Source organism: Bradyrhizobium sp. 4, assembly GCF_023100905.1.
GTDB lineage: Bacteria > Pseudomonadota > Alphaproteobacteria > Rhizobiales > Xanthobacteraceae > Bradyrhizobium.
The window spans coordinates 22863-40882 of sequence record NZ_CP064687.1; the positions used below are offsets into that span (position 1 = coordinate 22863).

The window sequence follows — 18020 nt, forward strand, 5'->3', positions numbered from 1 at the left end:
GGCAACGGCGCCAAGCCGTTTACGTGTGACGCGGACAACGCGGAGAGCGGCAATGACTGATCGCGACGTAGTTACAGCACTGAACGCACTCGCCCAATCAAGCAGCGGTGAAGCTAGACGCGATTAGCCGCAGCGCCGTCGCGAGCGGGCTCTTGCCGCACGTTGCACCGGGCTCGCCAGTCGCGCGCGTGGTAGAGCAGGGGGAGCGGTACGCCGCAATGATGCCGCAACCCGCTGAGCGCACGAAGTGGACACCGCCGAAATTATAGTTCAAGGGCAGGCCGCGCAGCATATTCGCTGCGCAGCTCTGTTTTTGTCAGCGTTGGTGACCCAGGCCGATGCCCAACACGAGGGCCTTTTGGCGCAGAGAACCGATAGTTCGCTTCATATCCTTCGAGATTTTCAGGACTGGCGTTCGATCCTTCGAGTGCTTCTTGAGCGACCGTAAATCAGCGGGTGTCCACTCGCGGCGCGTCGGCTTCTTCTTCTTGGCAGGACGTTTCAAGTTAGCTCCTTAGTTCTTCGAGGGACGGCGCTGTTAGCACAGCGACTGCGATCTACAAACTAACAAGTAGGTAATAGCGAGCCGGCCGCAGGACATCAGCCAGTTAACACTGAACTTGATCGTCATCGTGTCGGGCAATGGCTGCCAGCGGTCCGATCTCGTCTCCCCACCGGATCCACTGACAGAGTTCAATTTCTTGCGGTCAAGCTCACCACCCAAGAATTGGGTCCTTCACTTTGCAAAGGTCTTAGAATTTCAACCTGGGCTCGTTGATCACGGGCTACCGTCGGAACATACCGTGCATCATACCTCCGAAAAGTTGCCCCGGACCGGCAAACGTTCCGCCACCGCCGCCCACACTGCCACTGCCACCGCCACCGCCACCGCTACCGCTACCGCCCCGGCGCGCTCGCCGGGCGGGCTTGTCCTCGGACGGTTCGTCGCTGCTTCCCGAGTTGCTCGCAACAATCTCTCCAAGTAACGCCTTGTGCTGGAGCTTGTTGAGATAGCCGGTCGACGGATAGCCGCGGGCGGCCTGCCATCGCTTGAGTACCGAGCGGGTATCGACGTTGAATGCACCGGTCACCTTGATGTCAAACCCGAGCCCGTTGAGGCGACGCTGCACGTCGCGGCGTTGACCCTTGTCGAGGCCGATCTGATCCTCTGTAAGCTGGCTGGCATCATCGGTGAAGGTGGCAGGATCGACACCAGAGGTAAGGTTGCGGGCTGTGGTCGACGGGCCGTTCTCGATGGCAGCGAGTCGCGCCAGCGCCAACGCCCTGAACTGACCGTTTGGATATGCCGAGAGATATGCGTTCAGTTCTTCGGACTTGTTGGTCTCTTTCACCGAGCGCCAGTACTCAAGCTCGATACCGTCCGAATGACTGCTGGTGTTGGCGGCCGGTGCGCTGGTGGAAGGGCTCGGTGTGGCGTTGGCAAGCTGAGTCTGCTGCGCTGGATTGAGGTAGACGGCGCCGATCAGGTTGGTGTGGCCCCAGGGAAGCTGACCTTTTTGCGTTTCCTCGTTGACCTGCGCGCGGACTGAGGTCATGGCCTGCTGGATCTCGACCCCCGGCTTGGTGATGTTGTCGATCAGCGCGCGGGTGAAAGGGCTATTGTTGCCCTCCTGGCCGTCGAGCGCTGTTTGCCCTGGGCCAGTTGCAAATGCGATCAGAGTGCCTTCGCCGGACTTCATTTCGGCCAAGCCACTCTGCACGTTGACGCCACGGGTCGTCGAGTTGGCCTTGATCTTGGCAGCGAAGGGATTGTCTCGGCAGGCATCGAGAAACACCAGTTTGACTTTGGCGTCGCTCATGGTTTGGTCAAGGGTCAGGTCGATGTTGATGGCCGCGCCAAGCTTGACGTCCATCTCGGACTTGATGTCGGCATCAACGGGCAGCAAATAGTTGCTGCCGTCAACCGCGATGCCGTGGCCGGCATAATAAAACACTGCGACGTCGGAGCCCTGTGTTTTGCGGCCGAAGTCCAGCAGCTTGGCCGTCATCTGATCGCGGGTGAGGTTCGAGCCTTCGATTACCTCAAATCCGACATTGCGCAGCGTCGCCGCCATTGCCTTGGCGTCGATCGGCGGGTTGGGCAATGGCGTCACCTGCCTGTAGGCGCCGTTGCCGACGACGAAGGCGACGCGCTTCTCAGCAAGGGCTGCTGCATTCGCGCTCGCTAGAAGAGCTGCTGCCGTTGATGTTGCGATGAAAAAGCGCATGAATGTTGCAAATAAGAAGCGCATGATCTTGTCTCCTCGCTTGCCTGCAAAATGATGCTCCATTCCCGCCAACCTGACAATTGATTGCAATACTGAACCGATGCCGGAGAGCGGATTGTGATCTAAATCACGCCGGTATCGTGGGCCTTCATCGAACTGGCGGCGCGCTCTCCCGGAAGCGCAAGCTTATTCTTCGTGAACACGACCGCCAAGCGCCAAGGTCAAGCGACGAAGCGGTGCTGAAGCAATGCGAATATTGCCCAATCGAATACTATTTTCGTTTGCGTGACGTGCGTCACAGTCTGGTTCCAGGATGCATCTATTCGGTGCTGCATTTTCGATGACAGCAGGATTCGCGCTCGCCGGAGAGGTCAACGTCTCAGCCGACCAGATCCTCTCCGCCCTGAAGCCGAAACAGCTGACCCGCAGCCTTTCTGTTGCTCCGCAAGCGGACCCGTCTGCAAAGGGGCACACAAACGCCCTCCTGGACAGCGTTCGTAACCGCGAAACCCGCTCACTATCGTCGAGCGAACGCGAGGAGATCGCGGAGATCGCCTCGACCAAGCCAAATATCGATCTGGAGATCAAGTTTGACTTCAACTCAGCCGCCATCAGTCCGATCTCCGTGACCTCTGTCGAGGCGCTGGGCAATGCCCTGTCGGATCCGAGCCTGAAGGGTTCGACTTTCGTGGTCGCCGGGCACACCGATGCGATTGGCAGTGATGCCTTCAATCAGGATCCTTCCGAGCGACGAGCCGACGCCATCAAACGCTATCTGGTCGAGCACTACGGTATCTCCGGGAGCGATCTCGTTACCGTCGGCTATGGCGAGACTAGGCTGAAGGACTCAGATCATCCCAACGCTGGGGTCAACCGCCGGGTCCAGGTCGTCAATTTGGAAACGAAGAGCGCTTCGCAATGAAATGTCCCAGTCTGATCGAGATTTCGACCTAAGAGACTTTTGGTCCCTTATCCTGACCGCACCCTTCGCGGCCATCAGCCTTCAATCAGAACTCAGATCAGCTTCTTAACGGACGACTAGAGAATTGCAAAACACGCAAGGCGCCAATTGCCCGATGCCTTGCCTAGGCCGATGTCAGCTGCAATGTCGCTGAAGGACGTTACGCTCGCCCGGATAAGCTTTTCATCCTCCTGAGGGCCAAATCCCCGAACTTTAAGCGGCCGTCCAAAGGTGGACCGCTATCACGCAAATTATGGCAGCTATCATTCCAAACAAGGGATACAGGGCGGGCTGTCGTCCACGCGCAGGCCGCAGCGTAGATAACAATAGCTTCCCATCGTGAGATAGCAGGTACTCTAATAGCCTCCGAAGCGCTGTTCAGGCGAATAAGAACATACTGCACGCATGTCAGGTATCGCATAAAAGGTATCTTAACAACTTTAGCGCGTAGTACCTTCGATACTAAAATGAATTTGGGCCAGCCAATGAGGGCAATTTCTGCGGCCGATCTCATTACTGAGTTGGATGACACCATCGCGAGGAGCTCATCCGAACGTTGTGCGCGCATGCTCTGGCGCACCACCGACCTACTCGTCGACGGTAATCACCGACTGCAAGAGCCGCAGGTCGGCCTTCTTGACGACGTTCTAATTCGCTTGGCCCGGCGGATTGGGCCCGGGACGCTCGCCGAGCTCAGCACGACGCTCGCCGAGCTGGGTACTGCTCCGATGAAGACCTTGCGACGTCTCGCCTCGTGCGGCGATCCGGCGATCGCAGTCCCGATCCTTATGAAATCTCCCGCCCTATCGCCGGCTGATCTCGTGGCGATCGCGACGTCCGGCAGCGAGGATCACCTTCTCGCCATTGCTGGCCGGCGCAGGATCGAATGCCCAGTGACTGAGGCAATATTGCAGCGCGGCAGCAGCAAGACTTGTCTGGCCGTCATCGGCAATCCGGGCGCTGAATTCTCAGGCGCGGCCTATGCCAACTTGGTCCGTAGGGCTGTGGATGACGACGAGATCACGAAAGCGCTGACGCTGAGGCCAGACACCCCGGACATGGTGGTTCGGGAGCTGCTGTCGGTATTGCCACGGCCGGCAAATAAGGCTTCCAACGCAAACGCTTCATCGCAGGTATTAGCGACAGCGAAGGGACTTTGCGACACTGAGTACGCCGCCGCGAGGCCGGAGATCATATCGCTCAATCGGAGCGGAAAGCTGAGCGATTCGACTGTCAATCGGTTCGCGATCCGGCGTGAGACAGCCAACCTGTTCACGGCGTTGTCGGTGCTGTCGGGAGCACCGATTGAGGCCATCGAGCAGGTTATGGCAGAGTCTGGTTACGAAGGCCCGGTTATGGCGTGCCGGGCATCGCGCTTGAACTGGCAGACCACGCTGGCGGTCCTCAACACTCGCGGCGCGAGGCTTTCACTAGGCGAGCGCGCACGAGCTCAGGTGCTGTTCGAAACGCTTCATCTCTCGACCAGCCAATGGTCCGTTCGTTGGGGAGAAATCTCCGCGGGCGCCCGCGGTCGCACTGCAAGTTCGGCAGGAAACCAATGAAATTCGACGGTCGCAAGGCGTCTCGAGTGCGCATGGACAACAGACAGCCCGTGAACCTGATGGGCTCCGACGGCACCTGGCGGCGAAGCTGCGTCTTGCTCGATATCTCGAACACCGGCGCCAAGATCGAAGTCGAAGGATCGCTCGATGTTCTCTCGGCCAAGGAGTTCTTCATGCTGCTGTCGTCGACGGGACTGGCCTATCGACGCTGCGAGCTGGTCTGGATCGATGGAACCACGGCTGGCGTCCACTTTATCCAGGCAAATGGCAAGAAGGCCCAAACGACAGCGAGCGACAGAGGCGTGCAAACCAACTTGAGCCGAGCAGTGTCATCGAAGTGAGCCAATAGCCTTGCACCACCGGCCATTCGGACCGGCACCCGACGAACGAAGGCACCAGTCATGCTCGTGCACGTATTGGCCGACACTTCCGAGAAGCTCTTCGGGCTCTGCTCGCTTTTTGGAAAGCAGTTCACCATTGCCGGCGAGCGGCTCGATGTAGAAGCAAAGCTTCCGCACGCTGCTGCTGCGGTCGTCGTCCGTGCCGACCTGCGGGCGGTCGAAAACATTGCCGCGCTGAAAAAGAGAGCTGCGCGGTTCGCCATAGCAACGAAGCGCATCTTCCTCGTCGAGCAAACCTCCCACTTTTGCATCTCGCAAGCTTATGCGCTGGGCGCAACGTTGGTGTTGCCTGGCAAGATCGAGGTGACTAAGCTCCTGGCCGCTTTGGCTGATCCAGGCCACGAAACTGGGTCGACGAGCGGCATCTCGCAGCCTGACAATGCGGTTGAGGCCGCAGCAACCGCCATTGCGTCGATGTTCACCTCGATCACCCTCGGGGAGCGGGTCGACGTCGCCGGTCCCAAAGAGGCCGGCCGCAAGATCACCAACCGAATTTCCGAGCATGGGCTATCCGAATGGCTGGCCACTGTGCGGCGCCATCACGAGGGAACGTTCCAGCACTGCCTGCTTGTGACCGGCGTCGCCGTCGATTTCGGCCTTAGTCTCGGTTTTCGTAAAAGTGACCTTGAACGGCTCTCCACCGCTGCCATGTTCCACGACATAGGAAAAGCGAGGGTGCCCTTGGCGATCCTGGACAAGCCAGGACGCCTCGACGACGACGAGCGAGCGTTGGTCGAAACCCACCCAGCGACGGGTTACGATGTGCTGAAGGGGCACGGGGACATCTCACCCGAAGTCCTCGATGCTGTGCGGCACCATCACGAATATCTCGATGGCAGCGGCTATCCTGACCGCCTCTGCGCCGAGAACATCACCGACATCGTTCGCATTCTCACCATTTCGGATATCTTTGCGGCGCTGATCGAACACCGGCCGTACAAGCCGACAATGCCGCGCGCGGCGGCATACGAGATTCTCTGCGGCATGACGGGAAAGCTGGAGAGGGCGCTAGTGGCCTCCTTCAAGCATGTTGCGCTTACGAGATAAATTCTGCTGAAACCTATGCAGGGATACTCCAACTCTCGACTCAAGGCGTGATCGGAGGCGGTCTCAATTCCGTGCACTTCGGCTTCTGATGCTGTTGTCTAATCGCTGCTGAGGCGTCAAGCATATAATTTCGTTCAGTGGACACTGCCGGGTGCATGGTTGTCTTCGCGGTCGGCATTAACCGCCGCATGATGGAGCTTCGCAGGACGAGCCTTCAATGTGGACGACGCACTTTGCTGAGTCAGCAGTGCAACAGCATCAGCGGAATGGCTCGGCTCACGTCCCGGCAGGGACACCTTGGGTGTTCGGGTTCTGAACGCGATCGGGGCTTATGCGGTGGCTCCGGCATTCGGATTGAAGAGTTCGCCAGTCTTAAGCATCGTGTGCATTATAACCGCCAGTTTGCGCGCCACGGCCACGGCAGCTCTTTTGAAGCCGATCCTCTCCCGGAGCTTCAGACCCCACGTGCGCAGAGTGCTGTCGGTTGAGCTGCGCGTCAGAATGACCGCAGCGGGGTTTCCCGCCGGGACGAATCCTTATGCCGCCCGTATCGTTCCGGCCGTTAGCACAAGGCAGGGCGTCGCCGAACGGACAACCATCCAACCCGTGAAGAGCGGGGCACGTCAATGCCTTTAAGACTCAACTTCCTTTGGAGGAGACTCAAGTTCTGTCGCAAGGCGCATTCATCCATTTGAAGTTATTACTGAATTGTCGTTCGCATAACATAGATTATGGAATATTTCGACGGATCCGCACGTTCGGATTTCAGATCTTCAAACCCAGATGTCGAAATCCCATGTGGACACGCACATTCCGCTATGGCGCCAACACATCAATACGGTTCAATCGCGACTCAGTGACGAATGAGATCAAACCGATGAACTTCAAAGCGGCAGCCGCGATCGGCGCATACGAGCCTACCTTACATTGTCCGAACTGCAATCACGAAATTCGACTGACGGAATCGCTTGCCGCGCCGCTGCTCGAGCAAACCCGCCTGCGCTTCCAGGAACAGCTCGCGGGAAAAGATGCTGAAGTCGCGCGCAAGACTGAGGCGCTCCGTCTGGAACGCGAACAGCTCACCAAGGACCGCGAGGCGGTCGAAGACCAGGTCGCGAAACGATTGACGGCCGAACGCGAGCGGATTGTCGCTTCTGAAGCCAAGAAGGCGCGCGAAGCCTCTGCCACGGAACTATCAGCGAAAATTAATGAGGCTGCCGAGCTCCGTCAGCTTCTGGAGGCGAATAGCGGCAAGCTTGCCGAAGCCCAGCAGGCTCAGGCTGAACTTATTCGCAAGCAGCGCGCGCTGGACGATGAGAAGCGTGAGTTGGACTTGACCATCGAAAAGCGCGTTCAGGCCTCCGTTGCAACGGTTCAGACCAAGGCCAGGCAGGAAGCCGACGACGCTGCCAGGCTTCGCGTTGCCGAAAAGGATCAAACGATCGAGTCGATGGCACGTACGATCGAGGAACTGAAGCGCAAGGCGGAGCAAGGTTCGCAACAGGCCCAAGGCGAAGTCCTCGAACTGGAACTCGAGGAGCTTTTGCGCAGCCGTTTCCCAACGGATATCATAGAACCGGTCGGCAAAGGCGAGCTTGGCGCCGACGTCATCCAGCAGGTCAACGGCGCCGTCGGGCAGCCGGCAGGCATAATCCTATGGGAGACGAAACGTACCAAATCGTGGAGCGACGGTTGGCTGGCGAAGCTCAGGGATGACCAACGGCGGTCGGGCGCCGACGTATCGCTCATCATCTCGCACGCGCTACCCAAACACATCGAACAATTCGATCTGATGGATGGCGTGTGGGTCGCTCATCCTCGGTGCGCCCTCCCCGTTGCGGTAGCGCTGCGTCAAGCGCTGCTCGACGTATGCGGCGCACGGCTCGTGCAACAAGGCCAGCAGACAAAGATGGAGCAGGTCTATGACTATCTGACCGGCACCAGATTCCGGCAACGTGTCGAAGCGGTCATCGAGAAATTTAATGACATGAGAGACGACCTGGACAAGGAACGCAAGTTTATGGGTCGCCAATGGGCTAAACGCGAAACACAGATTGTATCTGTGATAGATTCGACCGTCGGGATGGTCGGCGACCTCCAAGCGATAGCCGGCAAGTCAATGCCTGAAATTCCCAGTTTGGCGCCTCCCCTGCTAGAAGCCGGTGATCCGCCCGAACGCAAGGCGAGCTAGTTTTCACAAGACGATCGCCTCCCTTCCCTGCGCGTGACCAAGACGATGGGAACGGGCCTGTAGCTCAACGGTTAGAGCCGGCCGCTCATAACGGTCTGGTTGCAGGTTCGAGTCCTGCCGGGCCCACCAGCGTGATCAATCAATGTGCGTCCACTTTAAGAGCGACTCGATTGGACAATAAGAGCGACTCAATTCCGGACCGTAAGAACGACTCGATTTTGTAAGTGGCTGTTGGGCTTTCGAGAATCCGGGAACCCCAACATTAACGCCAAAAAGATTCGGCCGTGAGGTGAAAACCGCATACGGCAACGAATTCGGGGCCATCAGAACTGGCAGCCAGCACCAAGATGACTACCTTGTCTCAACGGTTGAAACCGCAGCCTGAAAGTTGCATTCGATTGGAGGCCGGTCATTGAGCATGGATGACAAGGAAGTTGCGGAAGACTATCGCCGGCAACGCCAGGCGGCGTCGGCAAGGATCACCGGCTACAAGGCCCGGACGCCGGCGGAGCAACTCGAGTGGATCGACGAAAACAAGGAAACGCTTCTCAAACTCATGAGAGGAGCGGAACCTCCAAAACCCGATCACGAGGATCACCTGGAAGCCTACAGGCAGGCGATCAAGAGCGCTTCGGCAGGCTCGGAATTCGATGACGTCAATCTCCGCGCGACGCTAGACCGCTTGATGGGAGAAATCGAAGACGCGTGCCTAGAACACGGAGTTTCGACCCACGCCGGTGTTGCCTATGGAAATGACGCGGCGCTGGATCTCGGAATCGGTCAACTCCCCGTCCTCGAAACCGAAGCCAGCATCATCGACGTAAGCGTCCACTTCCTATCGTTCATCAACCAAATATCGAGGCTGCTCGGACGTACCGTCCCCCATGATCGAGTGGGCGAAGACCATGTCCTGATAGTGCGGGACATAAATCTTGCCCGTAAAATGCTGGAGCGCGACATCGACCTCGCTCACGACTGGAGCGAAGCGCTGACGTCTTTTGCGGTCACCGGCGTGCAAGCGCAAAGCCCCACGGTGCCTCTGAACGATCCGCAAAATGTGATACGGACGCTTTTGCTTCGAGCGATCGAGGTATTCGCGCTCGGGCATGAATATGGCCATCACTCGATGAAACATGGTCGGGTAACGACGTCCGATGAATCTGCGACCGACCCGTTTCAAGACGAATTCGACGCCGATCTGTTCGGGCGCAATTGCTGCATCGTCATCTGTTCGAAGGAGGACGAAGAAAACTTCTACGCAGTGTCGGGGGCTGGTGCCGTCGTCATCCTCGGCGCGCTGGATCTTATCAGGCGCGTAAGAGCGGTGCTAGAAACAGGCCGAGACGAGCCCCCACCGAGATCCCATCATCCACCCTATCCGGAGCGTGTCTCCAATCTGGCCAAAGTGGACGGCAACCTGCACGCAGATAATCGACAGCAAGCTGCAGACTGTCGCCAATTCTTCTTCGATCTCATCGAAGTTGTCTGGGAACGTATTAAGCCGATCATCATCGACTATCGCGCATCCGGCATCCGTCCGAAGCCAGATACTGACGAAGCAACCGGATGGCTTCCGTCACGCTAAAGATCGGCCAGACGCGTCAGCGTCTGGTCGATCAACCGGTCGTCGGTCTCGGTCTGCGCACGCTGCACGTCGCAGTCCAACTGATAGACCAAGTCCGCCAAATCGTGGTCGTTCAGTGAAGGGACCAGATTGAGCTGCTGCCGATTTGATGGACACCCGATTAAGCTAATCCCACCTTGCGCTCGAACTCAACTGGACTGACGTACCCGATCGTGGAATGACGGCGGATGCTGTTGTACAACGACGTTTGAGAACGCCCACAGGACCGTTCTTCGCGAGGTTCTTTATCGGCATCATCCTTGGTTTGGGCGCCGAGTTTGCGTTCATGGGGCCATCGACAAGGCCGACGATGTCGTTTTTCGCTGCACCCTGGACGGATCGCAAGCAGACCGTTGGCTGGAAGTTCCAGCATGGATGTTCGACCGGACGGCATGCCCTGACGCCGGGTTTCTGACAGCTCAGCCGCTTGTTAGGATCGATGCACTTGCGGCGCTTTCTGCGCTTCTCGAGTAAGCGTCGTTCTCACGCCACGGCTTTGAGGGATTGCGCGCGATAGGCCCAGGGAAGCAGCTGATCGATTTCGCTGTTTGGGTGACCGTTGACGATCCTGGTGAGCGCGTCAGTCAGGAAGGCAAGGGGATCGACGTCGTTCAGCTTACAAGTTTCTACCAGGGATGCGATGATGGCCCAGTGCTCGGCGCCGCCGTCGGAGCCAGCGAACAGTGCATTTTTCCGGTTGAGTGCGATCGGACGGATCGAGCGCTCGACGGCGTTGTTGTCGAGCTCGATACGGCCATCATCGATGAAGCGCGTCAGGCCCTCCCAGCGTGAGAGCGCATAGCGGATTGCGTCTGCCAATTTGCCCTTTTGACTGATCAGCGCAAGCTTGGCGCGGAGCCACCGTTCGAACGCTTCCGCCAGCGGTCGGCTTTTCTGTTGCCGAACGAGACGGCGCCCCTCGGCGCTGCGGCCACGGATGTCCTTCTCGACGGCATAGAGCTCGGCGATTTGCTTGAGCGCCTCGCTCGCAATGGGCGCCGGACCGGGTGTGGCAAGCTCGTAGAAGTTACGCCGCATGTGCGACCAGCAGAATGCAAGCCGAACATCGCCACGCTCGGCGAGCTTGCCATAGCCGGCATAGCCGTCGACCTGCAGAATCCCCTTGAAGCCTGCCAGATGAGCGATCGGTCGATCGGCTTTGCGATCGGGGGCATAGACATAGGCGACGCCGGGCGGATCTGCGCCGCCCCACGGCCGGTCGTCCGCAGCATAGGTCCAGAGCTGACCTGTCTTGGTGCGCCCACGGCCGGGATCGAGCACCGGCATCGTCGTCTCGTCGGCGAACAGCTTGGGCCGTTGCTTAAGCTTGCCTAGGAGGCGCTCATGCAATGGACGCAGATGGAAGGCTGCCTGCCCCACCCAGTCCGCCAACGTTGAACGATCGAGCTCAATGCGCTGGCGCGCATAGATCTGCGCTTGCCGATAGAGCGGCAGGTGATCGGCATATTTTGACACCAGAACCTGTGCGACGGTTGCTTCCGTTGGCAGTCCGCCCTCGATCAGCCGAGCCGGAGCTGGCGCCTGCATGACGCCATCCTCGCAAACCCGGCAGGCGTATTTGGGCCGCCGGGTCACGAGGATCCGGAACTGCGCCGGGACCAGGTCCAGCCGCTCGCTTCTATCCTCGCCGATCCGATGTAACTCGCCTTGGCAGCAGGGACAGGTCCTGTCCTCGATGTCGACGATGACCTCGATCCGCGGCAGGTGCGCCGGCAAGGCGCCACGGTTGCCCCGGCGCTTGCGAGCTCGCGCATCACGGCCTTCAGGTGCACTGATGTCCTGTGCCGTCTCGCCGTACGCTGCGACTTGCTCGACGTCTTCCAGGCCCAGCAGCATCTGGTCTTCAGGCAGCGTCTCTGCCCGTCGGCCAAACCGATGCCGCTGCAATTCCTTGATGATCTGACGCAGCCGCTCGCTCTCGCACCGCTCGGCGAGCAGCATCGCTTTCAGCGTCTCCGGATCGTCAGGCAGGACGTCGCTCACAGCCAAATCAGAGCATATTCGCCGCCATCTGGCGACGCATCCGACGGTCCTGATTCACTTCGCCGCAGCGCTGCCAACAACTACCCGGGCTGCGCTGGCGCCGGCGTCCCCCGTGCCTCGTGCACAAGCCGCCAGTCGAGTCCTTCCAGCAGCGCCGACAATTGCGCTGCCGACAGGCGCATCACACCGTCCTCGATCTTCGGCCAGCGGAAGGTCCCATCCTCAAGCCTCTTGGCGAACAGGCACAGGCCCGTTCCATCCCAGAACACCAGCTTGATCCGGTCCGCCCGCTTGGCCCGGAACACATAGACAGCTCCCGAGAATGGATCTGCACCCATGCTCTCGCGCACCAGGGTCGCAAGACCCTCCATGCCCTTGCGGAAGTCTACCGGCTTGGTCGCCACCATCACCCGGACCGCACCTGACGGACCGATCACCGGCTCACCTTCAGCGCCTGGACAATCGACGCAATCATCGCCGTATCCGCTCCACGACCGGCTCGGATCGTGATGCCGTCCACTTCAATCTCGATGATCCCGCTATCTGCCTTGCGCACCGTTTTGCGCTCCCGGTGAGCACTTGGCGCCGGTACCACTGCGTCCACCACCGCCGGCACAAACTGTACTTCGTTAGCTTCGGAATGACCGCCTGCTGCTTCTCGCAACTGACGTCGCCAGCCAAACAGCTGCTGCGGCGACAATCCATGCCGTCGAGCCACGGAACACACCGAGTCGCCACTCGCCACGATCTCCGCGACGATCCGCACCTTGTCCTCGTCGCTCCACTTCCGCCGACGACCGGCTCCGGTGAAGACCTCGAGCCGCCGCACCGGCTCCGTGATAGCAGTATGCACTGTGTCCATTCTAAGCCTAACGGTCCAAACCGAACCGCAGACTCGCAGATCACACCGTCATCCGGTAGGTGGCCGCTGAACAGCGCTTACCTTCTCGATGTAGCGTTGAAGGATCGAACGCCATCAGCTGCCCCGCTTTCTGGCGCATCCAGAGGCTCTCACGGCCAGAATCGGGGAGCGACTCATGTCAAGCCAGACGGCAATGCCAGGGAGCGGATACCGACACAATCAACGACCGCGGCCGCAGCAGCAGATGGATCTGTTCGGGAGCGGCCTGTCGAACGGCGCCATCGGCGCGCCGGCATGGTCGGAGCTGCCGGCGGAAGCGCAGGCGGCCCTTATGAGTCTGATGACGCAGTTGATCCTCGACCATGCTGCGATGACAGCGACGCCGCCCGCGAAGGGGGTCGATCATGATCTCTGACAAGGTCAGGCCTCATCATCTGGAGCGTAAGGCGATTCTTTACGTGCGCCAATCCTCAGCACATCAGGTGTTGCACAATCGCGAGAGCAGCGCATTGCAATACGCCATGCGGGACCGGCTGACGGCACTCGGGTGGTCAGGAGATCGTAGTGATAGATGATCTCGGTCGTTCAGCCGCCGGCGGCGTGCAACGCGCCGGTTTCGAGCGAATGGTAGCAGAGGTTTGCCTCGGTAAGGTTGGTGCGGTTTGCGCCCGCGAAGTCTCGCGCTTCGCCCGCAACAGCCGGGATTGGCAGCAACTCATCGAGATGTGCCGCGTGGTCGATACCGTTCTGATCGATCAGGAGACGATCTATGCACCGAGGCACGGTAACGACCGCCTGCTGCTCGGGCTCAAGGGCAGCCTCAACGAGTACGAGCTGGATCTGTTGCGCCAGCGCTCGCTCTCGGCCCGCTACGAGAAGGCGCGCCGGGGCGAGTTGGTTGTGGCGGCGCCCGTCGGCTTCGTGAAGGCCGGCGATCATTATGAGAAAGATCCGGATGGGCGTGTCCAGGAGGCGATCAAGCTGGTGTTCGACAAGGTCGAGGAACTGGGCAGCGCGCGACAGGCGCTCTGCTGGCTCCACGAGTACAATCTCGATCTGCCGGTGAAGCAGACCAGCGGCGACACGGCCTGGCGGCGACCAAGCTACTCCGCCATCCACCGGATCATTGAGAACCCGGTCTACGGCGGCGCCTATGCCTATGGTAAGACGGCTGTGGCGGCGGGATACAGCGCCGCAGGCGTGAGCGTGAAGATCCGCCGCAAGGCGCGGAACGAATGGCTGGCGCTGAAGCCCAACACCCACGAAGGGTATGTGAGCTGGGAGAGGTTCGAGGCGATCCGCACTATGGTCAGCAGCAACATTCCCACCGGCCGGCATCACGGCGCGCCCAAGCATGGTGACGGGCTGCTGGCCGGCCTGATCCGGTGCAAGCGCTGCGGCCGCAAGCTCACACTCCGATACTCCGGCATGAAGCACCATATCCCGCGCTACAGCTGCAGCCGCGCCTGGATGGACAATGGTGGCCCTCACTGCATCGGCTTCGGCGGACTGCGCGTCGATGATGCAGTCGAGGAAGCGCTGCTTGGCGTCGTCGGTCCGGGCGCTATCGCCGCTGCAACCGCGGCCGCCAAGGAAGCCAGGGAACGGCGGGATCAGGTGCGCGATGCTCTCAGTCGCGACCTCGAAGCGGCGCGCTATGCCGCCGACCGGGCCTTCCGGCAGTACGATGCCGCTGACCCCGCGAACCGGCTGGTGGCGGGCGAGCTTGAAGCGCGCTGGAACAGGGCACTCGCTCACGCGGCGGAGGTCGAGGGCAAGATCGCAATGCATGAGGCGGCGACGCCCGCCCCCATTGCCGATCCAGCTTCGCTCGGCGTTCTAGCCTCGAACCTCAAAGCGGTCTGGGATGCGCCGACGACGGATGCTCGCCTCAAGAAGCGCGTTGTGCGCACCCTCATCCATGAGGTCGTGGCCGATATCGACGATGCGGCCTCCGAGATCGTCCTCATCGTCCACTGGGTCGGCGGCGTTCACAGCGAGATACGCCTGCCCAAGCGCCGGCGCGGGCAGCGTAACAGCACCTCCGCCAACATCATCGAGGCTGTGCGCCGACTGGTGCTGATCGCCAGCGACGATCTGATCGCCGGCCTCCTCAACCGCAACGGCCTCGAGACCGGTAACGGCAATCGCTGGACGCGCGAGCGTGTTACCTCGCTGCGCTCGAACTATCGCATCCCGGTGTTCAAGCCCGCCGAGGACGGCATCGAGCACTGGCTAAACCTCAGCAACGCCGCCAAGCTCCTGAAGATCGCGCCCAAGACGCTCCGGCTGGCCGCTGAAGCCGGTGAAATCGAAGCCATCCATCCTCTGTCGGATGGTCCTTGGATCTTCGCCCGCAGCTCGCTGATAACAACTGCTGCTCGATCTATCGCCGAACGAGCGCGACAGAACCCAAGATACCCCACGGGATCGAATCCCAATCAGCAAAGTCTTTTCTCTTCAACAACATAGACAGATGGGTGTTCTGATGCGCGGTTGTAGAACCGCTCGATATAGTCGAACACATCTGCTCTGGCCTCGTTTCTGGTGCGATAGGTTTTGCGCGCGATGCGTTCGGTCTTCAGCGACGAGAAGAAGCTCTCCATCGCCGCGTTGTCCCAGACGTTGCCGGATCGACTCATGCTGCAAATAATGCCGCTGTCTGCCATCAGGCGCTGGAACTGTTCGCTGACGTATTACGTCTCCATTAAGTACACCGAGCGCCTGGCCGAAGCCGGCGTGGAGCCCTCTGTCGGCAGCGTCGGAGATTCCTACGACAATGCTCTCGCCGAAACGATCAATGGACTTTACAAGGCGGAGGTGATCCATCGGCGCGGACCATGGCGCAGCTTCGAGGCCGTCTCGCGACGCTGGAATGGGTGGACTGGTTCAACAACCGAAGGCTCCTCGAGCCCATCGGCAACATCCCGCCGGCCGAAGCCGAGCAACGCTACTACGCCATGATGGAACACCCCGCCATGGCGGCATAACTTAAACCAAGTGGCCTCCGGCAAACCCGGGGCGGTTCAGTTCAACCGCGGTGGGGATAACATCACGAGAGATTTCGCGCGGATGGTCAGATTGCCAAGCCCAGAAGACCTTCATGTCTCGATCAGCTTTCCAAAAATGCCCGGTACCACCTGACCTGGCTCTCACTAACCTGAAAGCGTCCGTCCATCATTTGAGCCTTATCGCGGTCAGCACCAACGATTACGCGGCCCAACTCCTGAATGCGGTCGAACAGGTCAATGACTTCGTTTGAGCGCTCTAGAATGCCTTCGCTGGAGATCGGTTCACCCTTGTATGTGTACTGGTTAGCAAGTTCATCCAGCAACCTTTTGTAGTCTGTGAGGATCGGCCGCATGTAGATCATCGCGACATCCTCGACTTCGGGAGGAACGTCTTTATCGCCGAACAGGAGCTTGGCGAGCTGCAGAGCTGGCGCCCACGTCCAGCTTTCGCTCCCCTGCACCAGCCGTTCCTTCATCAGATCGACAAAGTCGAGCTTGCCATACTGAAACGGCGCATGGGGCCACCCGTCCTGGATATAGAAGTCGTACATGCCGTGAGGAAACAGTGCTCGGATGGTCTGGTCGCTGGTGATCTTATTGATCTCGACCGGACGGGCCGCTGATAACTTGTTGCTCAGGTAAGCAAACATGATCTCGGCAATCTGGCGCACCGAATAAACGCCTTGGGATGCTTCGCCCAGAAGGGCCGAGATCATAGGCAGTTCGGTCTTGGTGGCGAACTTCTCCAACCATTCCGTTGAGGCGCGCCGCAACCGCACATCAATGGGGTGGGGAGGCTGCGTGAGCTTTCGGGCGTTTTCGAGGGCTACCCTGTAGCGGTGTATCCAATACTTCGTCCGGCTTGGCGGCTCCAGGAACACATCGCCATAGGCAACCTCCAACTCCCGCGCCAGCCACTCCTCCTGCTGGCGTTTGAACACTCCCGTCCGGGCATCGTGCAACATCCCCCCGAGGTCCTTCAGGACCGGGTGGGTTCGCGCCCGGGTGCCGAAGATTTCCTCTAACTTTGCTTTCTCGGCATCGCCTTCAACAATGTACGGGGCCTGGTCTACCCAAAAGATGATGGGCGCAGGATCTCCAATCCGGAAAAGCCGTTGCCGGTAGGTGTCCGGAATCAGCCCGGTCAACTCGTACCCGTCGGCGTTATCGAAGTGCAAGAAGGCACTGATGTTGAAGTCAGCATCCATCTCGGGAAGATACATCGAGTTCCCGGCCCAAAAGATCGGCACGCCGATTGAGTCGACCGGCGACAGTCGAATTGCAGCGGAGACTGCCAGGGCGTCAGGCGTCAAAGGTTGATCCCTGCCCGCTTGTAGACCTGCTCCACGCACTCATAAATCAGTCCGTAGTGTTGGCTGACATTCAGTGGCAGCAACCGATAGGTTTCGATTACGTTTGTCAGTTCCTTCAGGGCCTCAGTGACACCAGGCGTCCGCTGGAATTCTTCTGGGACGACGACGCCCAGCAAGTTCTCTTTCTTCAGCGGGATATCCGCTTCCACCTGAAGTTCGATCACCGCGGCGCGATCGTCACAATCCTTAGTCGACCCCTCCTTGTACAGCTTAGAAACCGCGAGCACCCTGGAATGGCTCATGTTGAGAAGATGCTCCTCCTTGAGCTTCTTCTGATCGTTCGCGTCCCGATCGACGTACCGGCGCGGTGTTTCGAAATACAGGGAGATAAGCCGGCCGATCTGGTCTTGATCGGTGCCGACGTTGAAGTCCTCCAGTTTGAAGGTCGTCAGGTAATCCGGCATCCTTCCCCGCTCGAAGGCGCCCGTATCGAAGGGATGTATCCGCTTCAAGGGTGGCGGATTGCTGAAGCGCATCACGAACACGGTCGGCAGCTGCCACGGTTCCGGGTTCAGCGCATCCTTGCCCTTATAGGCAGCACGACCGACGAACAGATAGCAGAGCTTTTCGCCCTGGAAGACGTTGCACTTCACCGCGAGAAGCTTCTCTTCATTCAAGATCGGAATCAGGTTGCTCGAAGCGGTGCTGTGTATCCACGGCGGACTCTTCGGTACGGCCAGGTTGCTGTTCTTCAAAAACTCGCGGAGCTTCACCTCTGTGGGCTTGACCATCGGATATCCATGGGGTGCAGCAAAT

The 18020-nt window shown here is 59.5% G+C and carries 14 protein-coding genes, 1 tRNA gene and 4 pseudogenes; 10 read left to right on the top strand and 9 right to left on the bottom strand.

The genetic code is table 11. From position 1 onward, the window contains the following. Positions 1 to 316: 316 nt before the first annotated feature. Positions 317 to 505: a hypothetical protein gene (locus IVB45_RS37460; RefSeq protein WP_247360190.1), complete on the bottom strand. Its 189-nt coding sequence runs from the start codon at positions 503 to 505 to the stop codon at positions 317 to 319. A gap of 280 nt (positions 506 to 785) precedes the next feature. Continuing rightward, positions 786 to 2228, bottom strand: coding sequence for a caspase family protein (locus tag IVB45_RS37465; protein WP_247360290.1), 1443 nt, complete (start codon positions 2226 to 2228; stop codon positions 786 to 788). A 313-nt stretch (positions 2229 to 2541) separates the two neighbouring features. Here IVB45_RS37465 and IVB45_RS37470 point away from each other — a divergent pair, with 313 nt between their 5' ends. From IVB45_RS37470 to IVB45_RS37485, 4 genes are all read left to right on the top strand, one after another. Continuing rightward, on the top strand, positions 2542 to 3150 hold the full coding sequence (locus IVB45_RS37470; RefSeq protein ID WP_247360189.1) for an OmpA family protein: 609 nt from the start codon (positions 2542 to 2544) through the stop codon (positions 3148 to 3150). 524 nt (positions 3151 to 3674) lie between these two features. Then, positions 3675 to 4751: a DUF2336 domain-containing protein gene (locus tag IVB45_RS37475; RefSeq protein ID WP_247360289.1), complete on the top strand. Its 1077-nt coding sequence runs from the start codon at positions 3675 to 3677 to the stop codon at positions 4749 to 4751. Next, a complete protein-coding gene (locus tag IVB45_RS37480; RefSeq protein WP_247360188.1) occupies positions 4748 to 5092 on the top strand; it encodes a PilZ domain-containing protein in 345 nt (114 codons plus the stop codon). The genes IVB45_RS37475 and IVB45_RS37480 overlap by 4 nt, the downstream gene beginning before the upstream one ends. Positions 5093 to 5152: 60 nt before the next feature. Next, a complete protein-coding gene (locus tag IVB45_RS37485) occupies positions 5153 to 6199 on the top strand; it encodes an HD domain-containing phosphohydrolase (protein WP_247360186.1) in 1047 nt (348 codons plus the stop codon). A 329-nt stretch (positions 6200 to 6528) separates the two neighbouring features. On the opposite strand, the pseudogene IVB45_RS37490 reads toward IVB45_RS37485, so the two are convergent. Beyond that, positions 6529 to 6711 (bottom strand): annotated as a pseudogene (locus IVB45_RS37490) (IS110 family transposase); the annotation flags it as partial. A 365-nt stretch (positions 6712 to 7076) separates the two neighbouring features. Between IVB45_RS37490 and IVB45_RS37495 the strand changes: the two are divergent. The 3 genes from IVB45_RS37495 to IVB45_RS37505 all read left to right on the top strand — a co-directional run bounded on the left by IVB45_RS37495 (position 7077) and on the right by IVB45_RS37505 (position 9975). Continuing rightward, a complete protein-coding gene (locus tag IVB45_RS37495; protein WP_247360288.1) occupies positions 7077 to 8390 on the top strand; it encodes a DUF2130 domain-containing protein in 1314 nt (437 codons plus the stop codon). Between the two features lie 53 nt (positions 8391 to 8443). Next, positions 8444 to 8519, top strand: a tRNA-Ile gene (locus tag IVB45_RS37500). Between the two features lie 289 nt (positions 8520 to 8808). Next, positions 8809 to 9975 (top strand): hypothetical protein, encoded by a 1167-nt coding sequence (locus tag IVB45_RS37505; protein WP_247360183.1) that lies wholly within the window; start codon positions 8809 to 8811, stop codon positions 9973 to 9975. 522 nt (positions 9976 to 10497) lie between these two features. On the opposite strand, the gene IVB45_RS37510 is transcribed toward IVB45_RS37505, so the two are convergent. The 3 genes from IVB45_RS37510 to IVB45_RS37520 form a co-directional block, all read right to left on the bottom strand. Then, entirely contained in the window at positions 10498 to 11976 is a 1479-nt protein-coding gene (locus tag IVB45_RS37510; protein ID WP_247360181.1) for an IS66 family transposase, read from the bottom strand. Positions 11977 to 12098: 122 nt separating this feature from the next. Further along, a complete protein-coding gene (tnpB, locus tag IVB45_RS37515; protein WP_247295361.1) occupies positions 12099 to 12455 on the bottom strand; it encodes an IS66 family insertion sequence element accessory protein TnpB in 357 nt (118 codons plus the stop codon). After that, complete coding sequence (locus IVB45_RS37520; RefSeq protein ID WP_018459013.1) at positions 12452 to 12880, bottom strand: transposase; 429 nt, start codon at positions 12878 to 12880, stop codon at positions 12452 to 12454. The genes tnpB and IVB45_RS37520 overlap by 4 nt, the downstream gene beginning before the upstream one ends. Before the next feature lie 244 nt (positions 12881 to 13124). Between IVB45_RS37520 and IVB45_RS37525 the strand changes: the two genes are divergently transcribed. Together IVB45_RS37525 and IVB45_RS37530 are read left to right on the top strand one after the other, a co-directional pair. Then, positions 13125 to 13295, top strand: a complete 171-nt coding sequence (locus tag IVB45_RS37525) for a hypothetical protein (RefSeq protein WP_247360180.1) — start codon at positions 13125 to 13127, stop codon at positions 13293 to 13295. Further along, positions 13285 to 15352 (top strand): annotated as a pseudogene (locus IVB45_RS37530) (recombinase family protein). Before IVB45_RS37525 ends, IVB45_RS37530 begins: the two are co-directional and overlap by 11 nt. On the opposite strand, the pseudogene IVB45_RS37535 reads toward IVB45_RS37530, so the two are convergent. Continuing rightward, positions 15322 to 15570: pseudogene (locus IVB45_RS37535) on the bottom strand (IS3 family transposase); the annotation flags it as partial. The pseudogenes IVB45_RS37530 and IVB45_RS37535 sit on opposite strands and share 31 nt — an antisense overlap. A 7-nt stretch (positions 15571 to 15577) precedes the next feature. Here IVB45_RS37535 and IVB45_RS37540 point away from each other — a divergent pair. After that, positions 15578 to 15870: pseudogene (locus IVB45_RS37540) on the top strand (integrase core domain-containing protein); the annotation flags it as partial. 122 nt (positions 15871 to 15992) lie between these two features. Here the strand turns inward: IVB45_RS37540 and IVB45_RS37545 are convergent. Further along, positions 15993 to 17204 (bottom strand): hypothetical protein, encoded by a 1212-nt coding sequence (locus IVB45_RS37545; RefSeq protein ID WP_247357267.1) that lies wholly within the window; start codon positions 17202 to 17204, stop codon positions 15993 to 15995. Then, complete coding sequence (locus IVB45_RS37550) at positions 17201 to 17995, bottom strand: hypothetical protein (RefSeq protein ID WP_247357268.1); 795 nt, start codon at positions 17993 to 17995, stop codon at positions 17201 to 17203. Before IVB45_RS37550 ends, IVB45_RS37545 begins: the two co-directional genes overlap by 4 nt. Between the last annotated feature and the right edge of the window lie 25 nt (positions 17996 to 18020).